Source organism: Streptomyces sp. NPDC050485, from assembly GCF_044458185.1.
Taxonomy (GTDB): Bacteria; Actinomycetota; Actinomycetes; order Streptomycetales; family Streptomycetaceae; genus Streptomyces.
In genome coordinates this window covers 1-12,555 of record NZ_JBITHR010000030.1, presented here as the reverse complement: position 1 = coordinate 12,555, position 12,555 = coordinate 1, and the positions used below count along the sequence as shown (strand labels likewise).

12 protein-coding genes are annotated in these 12,555 nt (G+C 68.3%); 6 read left to right on the top strand and 6 right to left on the bottom strand.

The annotated features are described in order from the left end of the window. Nucleotides 1-187 precede the first annotated feature (187 nt). The gene (locus ACIBK6_RS36755) at nucleotides 188-2,104 is read right to left on the bottom strand and encodes an acyl-CoA dehydrogenase (protein ID WP_399056933.1); all 1,917 of its coding nucleotides are present in this window, start codon (nucleotides 2,102-2,104) and stop codon (nucleotides 188-190) included. Nucleotides 2,105-2,519: 415 nt separating this feature from the next. Between ACIBK6_RS36755 and ACIBK6_RS36750 the strand changes: the two genes are divergently transcribed. The 3 genes from ACIBK6_RS36750 to ACIBK6_RS36740 all read left to right on the top strand — a co-directional run bounded on the left by ACIBK6_RS36750 (nucleotide 2,520) and on the right by ACIBK6_RS36740 (nucleotide 5,439). After that, nucleotides 2,520-3,206, top strand: a complete 687-nt coding sequence (locus ACIBK6_RS36750) for a ScbR family autoregulator-binding transcription factor (protein WP_399056931.1) — start codon at nucleotides 2,520-2,522, stop codon at nucleotides 3,204-3,206. Between the two features lie 98 nt (nucleotides 3,207-3,304). Continuing rightward, nucleotides 3,305-4,540 carry a cytochrome P450 gene (locus tag ACIBK6_RS36745; RefSeq protein WP_399056929.1) on the top strand — a complete coding sequence of 412 codons (1,236 nt, stop codon included), beginning with the start codon at nucleotides 3,305-3,307 and terminating at the stop codon, nucleotides 4,538-4,540. 278 nt (nucleotides 4,541-4,818) lie between these two features. Beyond that, the gene (locus ACIBK6_RS36740; RefSeq protein WP_399056928.1) at nucleotides 4,819-5,439 is read left to right on the top strand and encodes a ScbR family autoregulator-binding transcription factor; all 621 of its coding nucleotides are present in this window, start codon (nucleotides 4,819-4,821) and stop codon (nucleotides 5,437-5,439) included. Between the two features lie 56 nt (nucleotides 5,440-5,495). Here the strand turns inward: ACIBK6_RS36740 and ACIBK6_RS36735 are convergent, their stop codons facing one another. Further along, nucleotides 5,496-6,194, bottom strand: coding sequence for a ScbR family autoregulator-binding transcription factor (locus ACIBK6_RS36735; RefSeq protein WP_399056926.1), 699 nt, complete (start codon nucleotides 6,192-6,194; stop codon nucleotides 5,496-5,498). Nucleotides 6,195-6,782: 588 nt separating this feature from the next. Between ACIBK6_RS36735 and ACIBK6_RS36730 the strand changes: the two genes are divergently transcribed. Together ACIBK6_RS36730 and ACIBK6_RS36725 are read left to right on the top strand one after the other, a co-directional pair. Beyond that, the gene (locus ACIBK6_RS36730; protein WP_399056925.1) at nucleotides 6,783-7,613 is read left to right on the top strand and encodes a BTAD domain-containing putative transcriptional regulator; all 831 of its coding nucleotides are present in this window, start codon (nucleotides 6,783-6,785) and stop codon (nucleotides 7,611-7,613) included. 45 nt (nucleotides 7,614-7,658) lie between these two features. Next, complete coding sequence (locus ACIBK6_RS36725) at nucleotides 7,659-8,303, top strand: ScbR family autoregulator-binding transcription factor (protein ID WP_399056923.1); 645 nt, start codon at nucleotides 7,659-7,661, stop codon at nucleotides 8,301-8,303. 227 nt (nucleotides 8,304-8,530) lie between these two features. On the opposite strand, the gene ACIBK6_RS36720 is transcribed toward ACIBK6_RS36725, so the two are convergent. Together ACIBK6_RS36720 and ACIBK6_RS36715 are read right to left on the bottom strand one after the other, a co-directional pair. Beyond that, nucleotides 8,531-9,520: a BTAD domain-containing putative transcriptional regulator gene (locus ACIBK6_RS36720; RefSeq protein WP_399056922.1), complete on the bottom strand. Its 990-nt coding sequence runs from the start codon at nucleotides 9,518-9,520 to the stop codon at nucleotides 8,531-8,533. Next, entirely contained in the window at nucleotides 9,517-10,251 is a 735-nt protein-coding gene (locus tag ACIBK6_RS36715) for a thioesterase II family protein (protein ID WP_399056921.1), read from the bottom strand. Before ACIBK6_RS36715 ends, ACIBK6_RS36720 begins: the two co-directional genes overlap by 4 nt. 341 nt (nucleotides 10,252-10,592) lie before the next feature. Between ACIBK6_RS36715 and ACIBK6_RS36710 the strand changes: the two genes are divergently transcribed. Next, nucleotides 10,593-11,141: a GNAT family N-acetyltransferase gene (locus ACIBK6_RS36710; protein WP_399056920.1), complete on the top strand. Its 549-nt coding sequence runs from the start codon at nucleotides 10,593-10,595 to the stop codon at nucleotides 11,139-11,141. Nucleotides 11,142-11,342: 201 nt separating this feature from the next. Here ACIBK6_RS36710 and ACIBK6_RS36705 read toward each other — a convergent pair whose 3' ends face one another. Both ACIBK6_RS36705 and ACIBK6_RS36700 read right to left on the bottom strand, forming a co-directional pair. Beyond that, nucleotides 11,343-11,795 (bottom strand): nuclear transport factor 2 family protein, encoded by a 453-nt coding sequence (locus tag ACIBK6_RS36705; protein ID WP_399056918.1) that lies wholly within the window; start codon nucleotides 11,793-11,795, stop codon nucleotides 11,343-11,345. Nucleotides 11,796-11,880: 85 nt separating this feature from the next. Then, nucleotides 11,881-12,555 (bottom strand): alpha-isopropylmalate synthase regulatory domain-containing protein (locus tag ACIBK6_RS36700; protein ID WP_399056917.1); only part of this gene is annotated, 675 nt, incomplete at its 5' end.

Sequence of the window (12,555 nt, the reverse complement as noted above, 5' to 3'; positions counted from 1 at the left end):
ACCCGCCCAGTATCGACGTGAGACTGCCCGGCGTGCGCGGAATGCTTCATGCCGGTGGCACATGGTCGGAAATGCGAGTGTGGGTGGGTGGGGGCACGACGCCCGCCCCCGGAAGTGAAGCGGGGGTCGTCTACCTCTAGGCCTCCGGGCTGTCGGCATCGGGCGCTTCGTCGTGCTGCGCGGGTGGTCACGCGGGGAGCGGGGTCGTGCCGGCGATTGAGGCGTCGAGGTGTCGGTCGATGGAGGCGCCGTTGGCGATGGGGATGGTGGCCAGCATCTCGGCCGGAATGTCGAATGCGTCGACGAGGGTCATCATGTGCGGGGCGAGCTCGGCGACGACGGCATTTTCAGTCCTCGGCAGCGCACGCACCTGGTCGGCGGTCATGTGGTCGTCGGCGAGCAGGTCACCGGTGTGCTCTTTGATCTGCCTGAGGAGGAACAGCCGGCACAGGCTCTCCAGCAGGAAGCGGGCCGTGGGATCCACGGCCTGGGCAGCGGCCGAGATGAAGGCGTCAGCGGCCTGGAGACGGGCATGGACGGAGACCATCTCCAGCGCGGCGGGGGAGGTTTCGTTCCATCGGGACAGCGGGTCACCAGACGGGCCCTGACGCAGGGCGGTGCGGGCCCGGTCCTGCCACAGAGCCTCGACCTCGGCGAGCAGGTCGCGCAGGAAGTGCAGGTCCGTCAGATTCCGTTCGTCGGCTGGGAGTTCCGCGGACCTCTTGCGGTCGACCTCATGGCCGAGCACCATCTCGGAGGCGGCCTTTACCCAGATCACGAGGTTGTCGCCCTCAGCCGTGATCCCGCCCTCGACATTCAGGGGGAGATCGGACAGGCCGTTGGCAGGGAAGAGCCCCTGTGCTCCGCACCGCTCCCGGCACTCGATCGTGATTCCCCGGGCCTGCCAGGTGATCCACCCCTTGGCGATGGCCACCAGACGCTCGACCTCCGCCCGGTCCTCGTCGGTGTGCCCGGCCCAGCGGGTAACCGTGGTCCGGTGCAGGAAAGTCATGGCGTACGCCGTGGCGAGTTTGTCGAGAAGGCGGCCGTGATGACTGCGATGGGCGGCCAGCGCCACCCGCTCACCGGCCTTGGTCCCGGCGATGAAACGGTTGTGGGCGTAGCGCACCGCGATGGCAAGCGCTGTGCGGGACATCCCCAACGTGCCGGCGCTCATGCAGAGCTTTCCCATGGTGATGCGGCCGATGGAGCGAAGCAAGCGTTTGCGGCGATTGCCGAGGTTGCTGCTCAGCCTTCCCTCGGAGTCCAGCCGGCCGTGTGCGGCTTCCAGCATGGCCTCGCGAGGCAGCCACACGTGGTCGAATGCGGTGAGGCAGTGGTCGACCGGGGTCCCGGTCCGCTGCGGCAGCGGGCGGACCTTCACTCCGGGCAGGTGGCCGTTCTCGTCGCTCAGCGGGGTCAGGAAGAGGAAGACCCCGTGGTCCTGGCCGTCGATCAGCAGTCGGGCCGCCACCACGGCGCTCTTCGGGCCACCGATGGCGCTGGTGTTCGGCATGAACTTCTGCGCTCCCGGAGTGGGAGTGTCCAGGACGAATCCGTCGGTCGTACGGTCGAGCACCGCTGTCGTCTCCATCGAGGCCACGTCATTGCCGTGTTCGAGCTCCGTGCACAGAAACGTTCCTGTGCGCTTCATCGAGGTGAAGGCGGACAGGTCGCGGCCGTCAGTGTTGTGATCGAGGAGGCTGCCGAGAAAGAGGTTGTAGTGGATGCTGGCCACCGTGCACAGACCACCGTCCACGGGCCCTGTCCACTCGTGCAGGCTGGCCAGCCGATGAGGGTCGTTGGCCAGCTCCGCGGCGTTGTCGACGACCTCATTGACCAGACGCAGCCGGTCGTAGGAGAGGGCGGTTCGCTCGTCCGGCGACAGCCCCGTCCGGTAGGTGAAGTTTCGGCCACCGGCAAGGTTGCGCCAGGTCTCGTGGATCCGGTCCCGGTCCTGTCTGTCGAAGAGCAGGTGTGCGAGCTCGCCGGCCGCCATGGCCGAGGGCCCGAATGCGAGACGGCTGAGCGGACCGTTGCCACCAACGGTCCCCTCCATCTCTGCGTCTATGAAGGTGTTCTTCTGGAACGTCAGCAAGGTCATGGACCTCTCCCCGTTGATGAGGAACCCGATGGGATGGGAATCTCAGCCACGAAGATACGTACCAACCGGTTTTGTTTTCAAGTCCCTTTGAGGGGCGGCTCCGGAGCCTCGGATGGCGCAGAGCGGCTGCGAACCACACCGGAATGGCGCATTCCGGGCATAACATGCCCACGCCGGGTGACCGCAGGTGTCAGTTCCTGCAACGAGCGTCGCGGGTGTCCGGTATTGAAAAACCGATCTGCTGGTTTTATTCTTGGATGCAGTCCCCTGATCGCAAGTGACGGTCAGGCTATGGGGCATGTAGAGGTGGTATGGGGTTGTTCGGTGCGCGCCCGTCATGCAGGGCTAGTCGATGCTAGAATACGAACCCTTTGGTTTATTTCTGGCTGATCGGGGGCTGGTATGGAGGTGGGTTGTGGCGCGGCAGGAACGAGCCATCCGGACGCGGAAGAAGATTCTTGTGTCGGCAGCGGAGGTGTTCGACGAGGTCGGATATGAAGCAGCGACGATCGCCGACATCCTGAAGAAGTCCGGCATGACCAAGGGAGCGCTCTACTTCCACTTCACGTCGAAGGAAGAGCTCGCCCAGGCAGTGCTGGCGGAGCAGGTCGCCGCGATGCCTCTGGTTCCGGAGCGGGAGCTGAAACTGCAGCAGTCCCTGGACGAGTCGCTGCTGCTCACTCACTTGCTCGGGCGGGACTGGGGCGATCCGATCATCCAGGGCAGCATCCGCCTTACCGTGGACCAGGGGTCACCGAAAGACGGTCTGGACCGGCAGGTGCCGATGGCGGGGTGGATTGAACACAACGTAGCCGTCTTCGGGGAGGCCAAGGAGAACGGGGAGATCCTTCCGGACACGGACGTGCTTCGCGTGGCGAAGTTCATGGTCGCTTCCTTCACCGGTATCCAGGTGCTGTCAAGGATCATGACCGATCGGATGGACATGGCGGAACGGGTGGTCGACCTCTACCGGCATGTGATGCCGTCCATCGCGGTGCCCGCCGTGCTTGTCCGGCTGGACTTCACGGCCACGAGGGGGCCGCAGATCTACGAGGCGGCAATGAGGCTCCGTGAAGATTCGGAGCTCGTGCTGCCTGGCTGAGCCGAGTTTCCCACCGGCCAGCCGCCGGGGCTGTGAGTGCTCTCCGCGCACAGGACTTTGGAACGTGAAGACGCAGGATCCATTGACCGGAGGCACGGATGAGGCAAGCTGTCTGCCCTTATGCGCTGGACGTGACGGGAAGCGATCTCGCAGGTGAGGCTGCCGCGTTGCAGGCACAGGGGCCGGCCGTCGAGGTGCTGCTCCCGGGGGGAGTGGCAGCGTGGGCCGTCACTCAGCACCGCTATGTCAAGCAGCTGGTGCTGGACCCGCGGGTGTCCAAAGACGCCCGGAAGCACTGGCCCGCTTTCATCGAGGGGCGCATAACACAGGAGTGGCCGCTTTATCACTGGGTGTCGGCGAAGAACATGCTGTTCGCCTACGGTGAGGACCATGGACGGCTGCGTCGGCTCGTTGCAGGGGCGTTCACCGCGCGGCGTGCGGAGATGCTCCGGCCGCGAGTCGAGGCAATCACTGCCGAACTGCTTGATGGCCTGGCGGCCATACCGGCCGGACAGCAGATCGACCTGCGGGCGTCGCTCGCCAAACTGCTGCCCGTACGGGTGATTTGTGAACTGTTTGGGGTCGCCGAAGACGCCAGAGCCCCTCTGATTGCTGCGATCGACACGACGATCAGCACCGGGGTGACACCGCTGGAGATCTATGCGGCGCAGAGCAAGGTCTTCGAGTTGCTGGCCGAGCTGGTGGCCGCGAAGCAGGCCCAGCCCGGTGACGATCTGACGTCCGCGCTGATCGCGGTTCGAGATCAGGGCGACGGCCTCACTCAGCAGGAGCTGGTCGACACTCTGAACCTCGTGATCGGGGCGGGGCAGGAGACGACGAGTTCCTTGATCTGCAGCGCCGCTGCGGCCCTGCTCGACCAGCCCGAGCAGCTGGAGCATGTACGGTCCGGCCGGGTGAGCTGGCGGGATGTGATCGCCGAGACCACTAGGACGCACGGTCCTGCGGCCTACATCCCCCTGCGGTTCGCTGTGGAGGACATCGATCTGGGCGGCGTCACCATCAAGAGAGGTGATCCCATCATCGTCTCCTTCGCCGCTGTTGGTCTCGATCCGGAGCATCACGGGCAGGACGCGGCTGTATTCGATGCTCGGCGGACCGATCGTCACGACAGTCTGGGCTTCGGGCACGGTGTCCATTACTGCCTGGGTGCACCGCTGGCCCGTATGGAGGCCACCGTCGCGCTCTCAGAACTCTTCGCGCGCTTCCCGAAGATGGCGTCGGCGCGTCCCTTGGAGTCGATCGAACCCATGCCGTCGTTCATCGTCAACGGGTACAGCTCCCTTCCCGTGGTGCTGAGGCCGATCGCCGCCTAGTCCCGTACTCCGCCGCAGGACCAAGCCAGACGAACTCCGCAGCCTCCCTGGGCTGCGGAGTCCGTCGTTTGGGACACCATGTGGCCGAGATCTGCGCAGGTGTCGCTCAAAACCGCCCGAGCGGTTTATTATTGTTCCCTCGTGCGGACGATGCCCGACGGGGAGAGTCGCTGCGTGCACTCGGGTCATTACGCCAATGTCCCGGGGTTGGGGGAAGCGTGCAGGCCATTCCGCCATGAAGTCCATATTTGCCCCCTCTGCACCACCGGAGCCCTCTGATGGCCAAACAGGATCGCGCGGTACGTACGCGTAACGCCTTGATCGAGTCTGCCGCCGAGCTTTTCGACAGCGACGGCTATGAACTGGCCTCGCTGTCCACGATCAGCACACGAGCCGGGGTGAGCAGCGGCGCGCTGCACTTCCACTTCGCCAGCAAGGCGGCCCTGGCCGACGCGGTCGGTGAGGCGGCGGCTCAGCGGCTCGATCGAATCACCCAGCAACAGGCCGACGGCGCCCTGCAGGCGTTGATCGATGCCACGCACGCCCTCGTTCAGGGCCTTGATCACGATGCGGTGCTGCGAGCGGGGTTCGGCCTGAGCGACAGCCTCGAGCACGTACGCGTGGGCACGGGCCTGCGCGGCAGGTGGCAGGAATGGGTGGAGGACTCCCTGACTCAGGCCGGCAGGGAGGGTGCGCTGGCGCCGGAACCGTCGGCGCGGGACGCGGCGACGGCTGTGGTGGCCGTCACGGTGGGGCTGGAGACCCTGGGCCGTCAGGACGAATGGTGGCTCTCGCACACCCCTCTCACCCGGTTCTGGCGGCTGCTGCTGCCGAGGCTCGCGGCGTCTTCCTGTCTCGACACCCTTGTGGCGTCCGGTACCAAGGTCGGGACGCCCTAGCGGTGGGCACGCACCTGCCGCAACACCGGGTCACCGGGACTGCGGCGGTCCGGTGATCAGCCTGTGAGTATCGGGTGGGGGGAGCGGGTCGTCCTGTCCAGCGACCGCTGCGTGCCTCGAGCGGTGCCGCGCCCGCCGGGGTGTGCGCCGGCCAGGTCGAGCATGGTGAGCGCCGCCGGAGTGGCCAGGCTCGGAAGAACGACCTCCCAGAATCTGGTGAGCGTTTCCGGGGAGAGCCACTCGGCGTCGTTCCTGGCGAGCAGTTCCATACCGGTGGTCGCCGCCACGATGGAGGCGGCCGCGTCATGAAGAGCGGCGCCCTCGGCGAGCAGGTGCTCGTCCGCGGCCTGCGCAAGCAGGCGTTGGACGTACTTCTGCCACTCCTGGCACATGTCCCACTCGGTCTCGCACGCCGGGTCGCCGTTCAGTTGAACGCCGGCGCGCGCCACGACATCGTGGCGGAGCGTGTCCGCCAAGGCGTGCGATGCGTTGATCAGTCTCTGCAACGCGTCCATGCCGGGCCGCAGCGTCGCCGCATGGGCTGCCGCGCGCAGTGACACGGCGGCTGTGGACTGCACCGTCGAGGCCAACGCGGCCTTGCTCGCGAAGTGGAAGTGCAGGGCGCCGGTGCTGACCCCGGCGGCGGCGCTGATCTCCGCCAGCCTCGCCTGGACGTATCCGCGCTCTTGGAACGCCTCCGCCGCGGCATGGACGAGTGAGCGCAGGGTGCGCACGGCGCGCTCCTGTTTCAACACCGGTGGCTCCTCAGGGTTCAGAGACAGAAATAATAAACCAACCTAGCGGTTTGGTTCTAGAGGGCCGAGTCCCATTTCTGCCAATCGGGACATCTCGCTGCGGCGGCCGCTGTGCGCGACTGGCGTGCGGGCCAGATCTGAACAGTGTGCGCCGATATACGCACTGTACGGGCGGCTGAACGCTGTACGCAAGGCGGCACGCCGTGCGGAAAGAGGTGTCGAGCGGTGTTGTAGCGAGCTTCGAGGGAGGAGTTAGAAACCAGGGGTGCGGTATGTTTTTATGGTTGTGGGCTGATCCTGGCGGGCTCCGACGTCGATCCTGGCGGGGCTTCGACCGCTTTCGTCGCGCCGGAGCACCCCGAATTTCGCCGGACCCCAGGTCCGGCACCTGTCGCTGTCGCGAGCCCTCCTGACTGTAGGTGCGCTTGAGGCGCCGTGGACCTGCATAAAAACAGCGCGAACGGTTTGGTATTGACAAACCGCCCGCCCCGTTTTTTACTCGTCATGTGCCGAGAACTGGTTCAGCCGCAGCCCTCGGACGACTGGCGGCTCATGACTCATACGCGATACACGAACAGGGGACACGGCGTGGACATCGATGTACTGGGCGCATTGGCCGTCAGGGAGAACGGGATCTCGGTCACGCCGACCGCACCGAAGCCGCGGCAGGTGCTGGCGCTGCTCGCGCTGCACGCCGATCAGGTGGTGCCCATGGCCTGGCTGATGGAAGAACTCTGGGGCGAGCGGCCCCCGCGCAGCGCGCGGACGACGCTGCAGACCTACATCCTGCAACTGCGCGAGCTCATCTCCGCGGCGCTGGAGCACGACCCCGAGCACACCGGGTCGCGTACCGCCAAGGACGTGCTCGTCACCATGCCCGGCGGCTACCTCCTCAAGACCTCGGGCGGCACCAGCGACGTCCGAGAGTTCGAGCGGCTGTCCGGCATGGGATACCGGGCGATGGACGCCGAGGACTTCCCGAACGCCGCCCGCCAGCTGCGCGAGGCCCTCGTGCTGTGGAGCGGCTCCGCCCTGGTCGACGTACAGGCCGGCCCGCAGCTGGAGATGGAGATCCTGCGCCTTGAGGAGACCCGGCTGTGCGCCCTGTACCAGCGCATCGAGGCGGACCTGCGGCTCGGCCGGCACCGCGAACTCCTGGGGGAGCTGACCGTTCTGGTCAGCCGCTACCGCACGCATGAGAACCTGCACGGCCAGTTCATGCTGGCGCTGCACCGTTCCGGCCGCCGCGGCGAGGCGCTCGACGTCTACCAGCGGCTGCGCAACTCCCTGGTGCGCGACCTCGGTCTCGAACCCTCCGTCGGACTGCGGCGGTTGCAGCGGTCGATCCTCACCGCCGGCCCCGAGCTCGTCCTGGACGCGCCCGCCGCCGGCGACGAGCGGCTCACCCGCGTCGGCTGATCAACGGCCGACCAGGCATTTGGTACGAGAGGAAAGGAGACCGGGATGCAGGCCAGGTCTCAGCGGACCCGCCGCAGGCTGGTCCACGCGGGGGCGCAGACCTTCGACCGGAACGGTTTCGCCCGGGCCACCCTGTTGCAGATCGCCAGGGCGGCGGGGATGACCAAGGGCGCGCTGTACTTCCACTTCGGCTCCAAGGACGCGGTGGCCGAAGCGGTCCAGGAGCAGGGCCGCGCGCTGCTGCGGGACTTCGTGCAGGACCAGTGGGAGCGGGGTGTCCCACCGGTGCAGGCATTGATCGACATGACGCACTGGCTGGCGCGCAGCCTGCACGGGGACCCCGTGATCCGGGCCAGCTTCCGCATCACCAACGAATTCACCGGACGGCCCTCGCCGGTCTCCGACTTCCACCAGGAGTGGATCACCGAGGTGCTGCGGCTGACCGGCCCGGCCCTCGCCGAGGGCGAGGTGCTCGACCGGGGCCCCGGCGACGGGCCGGAGACGCTGCTGTCCGCTGCGGTGTGCGGCATCGTGACGCTGGCGGGCACCGGCATGACGTTCCCCGAACTCAGCCGCAAGGTAGGCGCGTTGTGGGACTTCCTGCTGCCGGCCCTCGTGCCGCCGGGCCATGTGGCGCGCTATCGCACCGACGCCCCGGCCCTCCCCGGCGAACTTGCCGAGGCGGCTTAGCCGCCCCCCACACCCTTTGCCCCCCCACACCCTTAGCCGCCCCCCAACACACAAACACCACTGATGACCCCCGCGGACTCGGACCGCGGGGGTCGATTCGTGTGTCTGGGGCGGCAGGACACCCGCCGCCATGGGGCCCGTCCCCGGCCGGGGGCGGGACCGGGGGCGGGACCGGGGGCGGGACCGGGGGCGGGACCGGGGGCGGGACCGGGGGCGGGGGCGGGCGGTTACGACGGGTGCGGGAGCAGCGCTGTCATCGCGTCGAAGCGGCGTACCAACTCCGCCTGCTCGCGGTTGAGTTCGTCGATCCGCTCCTGCAGCCGAGCCACCTCGCGGCCCAGGTCGAGTGCGTGCGCCACGGTGGCGGGCTGTGCGGGAGCCGGTCGGCTCCGGGGGGCCGACAGGCTGGGGGACTGGTGGAGGATCGCCTCCATCCGGCCGCGCAGGGCAGGGCCAGGACCGATACCGAGGGCGCTCGCCAGACAGCGACGGGCCCGCTCGTACACGCCCAGCGCCTCGGCCTGGCGGCCGCTGCGGTAGAGGGCGACCATCAGCAGGTCGTAGAAGCGTTCGCGCAGTGGATGATCGGCCGTCAGTTTCTCCAACTCGCCCGATATCTCGCCGTGTTGGCCACAGCGCAGGCTCGTCTCGTACAGCGCCTCCAGCGTCGTGAGCCGCTTCTCCTCCAGGCGGGCCGCCTCGGCCGCGCAGATCGGTCCGTACCGGCTGTCCTGAAGCGCCGGCCCGTGCCACAGGGACAGGGCGTGGCGCAGGAGTTCCAGGGCACGGGCGGGATCGGAAGGGGCCGTCGCCCGGCTCTGCGCCGAGAGACGCTCGAAGTGCTGTACGTCGGTGGTGGCCCGGCCCAGGGTGAGCAGATAGCCGGTGGGCAGGGTGCTGATCCATTCGTGGCCGGGCTCTCCGGGGGCGTCGCCCGCGGGCAACAGCCGTCGCAGCCGGGCCACATGGGCCTGCAGCGCGTTCGGCGCGTTCGTCGGGGGCCGGTTGCCCCAGAGCTCCTCGATGAGCCGGTCGGCGGAGAGCAGTTCACCGGCGTGGATGACGAGCGCGGAGAACAGCGCCCGCTGCTTCGAGCCGGAGGGCGCGATGGCCGCTCCGGTGCGACCGTCGTGGATCCCGACCGGTCCCAGGAGGCGGAACTCGGTCTCGGCGCAGGCCCCCGCCATGGTGGGGGAGCGCAGGTCGAGGACGGTCATCGCGGTACCGCGGCGGCGGCCTTCGCGATCGCGAGGGCACGGCCCGCGTCCTTGGTGATCTGCTCGATCAGCTCGGTGGGATCGTCCCGGAAGTAGAAGTGGCCGCCGTCGAACAGGTGGAGGCCGAGGAACCGCTCGGCCAGCGTGGACCAGCCGTCGAGCTGCTCGGGCGGCACCGTCTCGTCGTACTTGCCGCCGAAGGCGGACACCGGCACGGTCGCCGGCAGCGCGGTGGGCGCGGGGCTCCACGTCTCGCCGAGCCGCAGGTCGGCCCGGATGGTGGGCTCGAAGAGCCCCCACAGGTCAGGGGCGTCCAGTACGGCCTGGGGCGTGCCGCCCAGCGCGGCGACCGCTCGGCGCAGTGCGGCGTCGGACAGCAGGTGGCGGTGGGTCGCGTCGTCGATGTGGGTCGCGCCGCGCGCCGAGAGGCCCAGCCAGACGGGCGGCGTCCGGCCCTCGGCGAGCAGCCGCCGGGTCAGCTCGTACGCGACGACGCCGCCCATGCTGTGCCCGAACAGGGCGAAGTTTCCGGTGAGTTGGTCGCCCAGCTCGGCCACGAAGTGGTCCACGACCGCACCCACGTCGGCGAGCGGCCGCCGGTCGTCCAGCGGTCCGCGGCCCGGCACGTCCGGCGTCCGGACGTCCCAGCCGGACGGGAACCGGGCCGGCCAGTCGCGGTACATCAGATGCGAACCACCCGCGTGGTGGAACACGAACAGGCGCAGCTCCATGGTGTCTCCGTCGACGGTTCCGGTCAGGTCTTCGGACGATAGCCGCCGCACACCGGCCCCGGCGGATTCCGCGAGCCGGCTTCGACTGCCCGTACAAGGGTCTTCGAGCGGACCCGGTACGAACCTCTCACGGTCTCGGGAGAAATCGAGCTTCGGGCGTGCCGGCCTGGCGGCTCGGCTGGTGGGTGACGAGTGAGGCCTTCGCGAGATGGGTCTCGGCGGAGGTATCGCGGCGTCTGTGCGTCCCTTGTTGTGCCACGTGTCCGACCGGGACGATCATCGTGTCTGCCGAGGCTGTAAAGCGGTGGACAGCTCTCCGGTGCTGGGCGAGCATCTCCGCGATGAGCAACGAACTTCTCTCCGCCCCCGAACGCGTCCGCTTCGTCGAACTCAGCGTCAAGGCGCTGCGGGCGCTTGCCGACGGTGACCTGGCTGGCGGCAGCGCCGAGGCCGGGGTCGCCCTGGACGAATACTTCGTGTCTGACCGGGCCCGCGGGATCTTCGGCTATCGCGCTGACCAGCTCGCGAAGGACCCGTCTGTCGCGCCCTGGATCGTGCGGGCCGTGGTGTCCGAGCCGGGCGGGGCCGTCGTCGGCGACTGCGGGTTCCACGGGCCGCCGGACGAGGCCGGCATGGTCGAGGTCGGTTACACCGTGGTGCCCGGGTATCGCCGCCAGGGCTATGCCCGCGCCATGCTGACGGCGCTGCTCGTCAGGGCCGCCGCCGAACCCGGTGTCAGGACCGTGCGGGCCACTGTCAGAGCCGACAATCACGCTTCCCTGGCCACCATCGCGGGCTTCGGTTTCACGCGCGTCGGCGAGCAGGGGAACGAGCGCGACGGGCTTGAGATCGTCTTCGAGGTCCTGGCAGACGCGATTCAGGCCGAGTAGCACGGCGGACGTGGTGATCGTCCCGGTCGGGCCGTGACATGAGAAGGGCCGCACGGGTTGGGTGAGTTGTGAAGCTGACCTGGGCCCGTGCGGCCTGTTCCCATCCTGCCCTGTCCGGTGTCTCGCGCGCACATGTCGGCGAGTTGTTCGCCGAGCTCGCCAGTGCGACAGCTCACCCTCTGGTGAATCGCGGATCAAGTCTTAGGCGAGGTCGTCGCGGGTGACCCGGCGGTGCCGGGTGCGCCAGGTGCTGCGCGAGCGGATGAGCTCGTCCTCCATGACGCACACGTGCAGGACCTTCGACGTGCCGCCGGGCGGCGTGGTGTACGCCAGCGCGGAGCAGCGGGTGTGCAGCGTACCGTCGAACTGCGGCAGCACGTCGAGCTTGCCTATCCACCGCTTCAGCCCGGCGCCGTAGCGCTGCTGCCGGGCCTGGTCGCGGCGCACGGTGTCGGCGAGCCCGGCGCGGCCGCGCACCGGCGTGCTCAGGGGCGGCACCTCTAAGACGGCGTCCTCGGTGAACGTCAGGGCCCAGCGCTCGGCCTCGTGGGCGTCGAAGAGCGTCAGCTGATGGGTGTAGAACTGCTCGACCTGCGCGTACAGCGAGGCGAACTCGGTCTTCCCCGTGGGTTCGACGCGGATCTCGGTGGTCATGCGATCTGCCTTCCTCTGCCAGGAACGTCCCTCTTCCAGGAACGTCCAAGGGATACGGAGATTTCGGACCCGCCGGTCCGGGGCTTCACGCCGCCGGTCTGACCCCGGCGCGCAGCAGTCCGTAGGCGTACGCGTCCTCAAGAGCCCGCCAGGATGCGGCGATGACGCTGTCGGCCACGCCCACCGTCGTCCATCGGGCGGCGCTGTCGGAGGTGGTGACCAGGACGCGGGCCGTGGACTTCGTGCTGTGCTCGCCGCCGAGGATGCGGACGGTGTAGTCCACCAACTCCAGCTTGGCGAGCTCGGGATAGAGGCGTTCGAGGCCCGTGCGCAGGGCGCGGTCGAGGGCGTTGACGGGGCCCTGGCCGTCGGCGGTGGCGACGATGCGCTCGTCGCCGACCCACAGTTTCACGGTCGTCTCGTCGCAGTGGGTGCCGTCCGGGCGGTCCTCGACGATGGCCCGCCAGGATTCGATGCGGAAGTAGTTGCGGGGGCCGCCTTCGACTTCGTCGCGCAGGAGGAGTTCGAAGGAGGCGTCGGCGGCTTCGTAGGTGTAACCCGCCAGTTCGCGTTCCTTGACGCGTTCCACGACGCGGGCGACGGTGGCGCGGTCATCGCCCAGGTCGACGCCGAGTTCCTTGCCCTTGAGCTCGATGGAGGCCCGTCCGGCCATGTCGGACACCAGCATCCGGATGTGGTTGCCGACCAGACCCGGATCGATGTGCTGGTAGAGGTCGGGGTCGACCTTGATCGCGGAGGC